The 2,799-nt window shown below is 65.2% G+C and carries 2 protein-coding genes; one reads left to right on the forward strand and one right to left on the reverse strand.

Features of this window, described 5'->3' with window-relative positions; all coding sequences use genetic code 11:
- Window positions 1–411: 411 nt before the first annotated feature.
- Entirely contained in the window at window positions 412–1,692 is a 1,281-nt protein-coding gene (locus Q673_RS35470) for an aspartate aminotransferase family protein (protein ID WP_235048547.1), read from the forward strand.
- Here the strand turns inward: Q673_RS35470 and Q673_RS35475 are convergent, their stop codons facing one another.
- A complete protein-coding gene (locus tag Q673_RS35475; protein ID WP_023007567.1) occupies window positions 1,693–2,703 on the reverse strand; it encodes a GSU2403 family nucleotidyltransferase fold protein in 1,011 nt (336 codons plus the stop codon). It abuts the gene before it with no gap.
- Window positions 2,704–2,799: the final 96 nt, after the last annotated feature.

Here is a 2,799-nt window from a genome sequence, read left to right on the forward strand (position 1 = left end):
GCAGTAAGGCCGCCAGCAGCAGGAACCCGCCGAAGCGACTCAGGGGCGGCTCAACGCCGCGCCTGAGCGCCGTAGGAATCCCCTTCCTTTCCGCCGCAGGCGGCAGCTTCCCAAGAAGCTGAGGGAGGGGAGGACGTCAATTCATCCGCACCAAGCTGAGGGTGCTGGAGGCGAACGACGCCGCGGGCTGAGTGAGCGCCTCGGCTGTTTCGACCCATGGCAGGCGATATCCATGCCGCCGTTCAAGTGTTATGTTTTGTTCAACACTTGCCTGGTCCATGCTGAAGGCAAGCCCATGCCCCTTCAGGAGCCTCGATCATGTCCACGACCTCGTTTACGGATGTCACCGCCACCTCGACGGCGCCGTCCCCCGGGACCGCAGGAACCCCGGTGATCAACCGCCACTACTGGATGCCGTTCAGCGGCAATCGTGACTTCCACGCCCATCCGCGGCTGATCACTGGCGCCGAGGGGCGCTACTTCATCGACGATCGTGGCCGTCGGCTGTTCGACTCCCTCTCGGGGCTGTGGACCTGCGGTGCCGGCCACAACCGTGAGGAGATCCAGCAGGCGGTGGCCCATCAGCTGGGGACCCTGGACTACGCACCCGGCTTCCAGGTGGCCCATCCGCTGGCCTTCCAGCTGGCCGAGCGGATCGCCGGCCTGACGCCCGAGGGGCTGGACCATGTGTTCTTCACCGATTCCGGTTCGGAGTCGGCGGATACCGCGCTGAAGATGGCCAAGGCCTACTGGCGTGCGAAGGGGCGCCCGGAGAAGACCCGCCTGATCGGCCGCGCCAAGGGTTATCACGGGGTCAACGTGGGCGGCACCAGCCTCGGCGGCATCGGCGGCAACCGCAAGCACTATGGCCAGCTGATGGAGGTGAGCCACCTGCCCCATACCCTGCAGTCGGGGCACGCCTTCACCCGGGGCCAGGCGGAGAGCGGGGCCGAGCTTGCCGACGCGCTGCTCGACCATATCGCCCTGCAGGATGCCTCCAACATCGCCGCGGTGATCGTCGAGCCGATGTCCGGCTCCGCCGGGGTGATCGTGCCGCCCAAGGGGTACCTGGAGCGGCTGCGCGAGATCTGTTCCGCCCACGATATCCTGCTGATCTTTGACGAGGTGATCACCGCCTTCGGGCGCAGCGGCGCGCGCACCGGGGCCGAGGCGTTCGGCGTGGTACCGGACATGATGACCATCGCCAAGCAGCTCACCAACGGCGCGGTGCCCATGGGGGCGGTGATCGCATCCAGCGAGATCTACGACACCTTCATGCATGCCGGTGGCCCCGAGCACGCCATCGAGTTTCCCCATGGCTACACCTACAGCGCTCACCCGGTGGCCTGCGCCGCCGGCCTGGCCGCGCTGGAGCTGTTCGAGCGCGAGGACTTCCCGGCCCAGGTGCGGGCCATCGCCCCGGCCTTCGAGGCCAAGCTGCACGCCCTCAAGGGGCGCCCGCACGTGGTGGATATCCGCAACTATGGCCTGGCCGGGGCGGTCCAGCTGGCGCCGCGCGACGGCGACCCGACCATTCGTCCCCGCGACGCCCACCTGGCGCTGTGGGAGGCGGGCTTCTACGTGCGCTTCGGCGGCGACACCCTGCAGTTCGGCCCGCCCTTCGCCAGCACCGAGGCGGAGCTGGAGCGGCTGTTCGACGCGGTGGCGGGGGCGTTGGATAGCCTGGTCTGATCACACCTCCAGGTCGTCCAGCCCTGCCTGGACCTGCTGCGACAACAGGTGAGGGAAGGCTCTCTCCACCGCTCTCGTGGTCGGAAGCTCGCGAAGCTCGTAATGCAGCAGGCTGGCGACGATTCTGGCCTGTGCCTGATCGCGGTGGCGCTTCAAAGCATCCCTGTCTGGCCGGTGGCCGGCATACCACTTGTGGAGGAGGAACGCCCGGGGGTCGATAGTCGTCAGACGTAGCGGCATGCCGCGCTCGTCGAAGACCACCGCCTCGAAGCTAGGTGAGGCGATGGCCCATTTGAGCGACTCGATGCCCGCCGGCTTGAGGTCATTGGTTTCCAGCTGCTGCTCGAAGTCGCTCATCGTCATCGGATTGGCAGTCTGGGTAATCAGGTCGACACGGTAGCCATTGGCATTGCCGGCTCGGAACTCGAACTGCCCAGCCGTGATCGGTGCAAAGGTCTTGTCGCTGGCCTGGATGACCGACAACAATGTGTCTCCTTCCAGGGCCGCCACGATGCGCAGCCCCTGGCGCGCACCCATCAGCACGTCCATATCGGCAGTCGCCAGATGTTGGGGGTCGATCCTGACTCCCGCTCGAGCCTCGTAGGCGTACAGGGCATTGGTGCCGATGATGCGGAACGGGATGCTGCGACGTTGCAGGGCGCGAATCACCCGAGCACCGACCAGGGGGAAACGGTTCAACCGATTGGCGCGCACGTAGGCCGCGTGCAACCGTAGCTGCTCTTTCAGGCTGGCGTCGCGTGTCTTGTAGTCGGCCTTGCGGGTATCGAACTTTGCCTTCGTTTGCTCGGTTTCCTCGCTGCGGGGACCGATGGAGTGGTTCTTGCCGCCGGTGTAGCAGCGATAGAGGTAGTCACGACCTTTGATCCGCTTCCAGTGCATCGACCCCTCGACGTATCGAGCGCCAGTGCGGTGCTGCTCCAGTGCCTCGAACAGTTGGCTGGCGTTGATGGCGACACGAGAGGCTTCGGGCCCAAGAGGCATGTAGGACATCGCTAGGTCCATGTTGTTAACAAATTAACGTCTATTTTTTTATTCTATCTTTGTTAACTTCCTGGCGCCAGCGCGATGACCAAAAAGCGCGACATG

The sequence above is a fragment of the Halomonas sp. PBN3 genome (assembly GCF_000475415.1).
In the GTDB taxonomy this organism is placed as follows: Bacteria; Pseudomonadota; Gammaproteobacteria; order Pseudomonadales; family Halomonadaceae; genus Halomonas; species Halomonas shengliensis.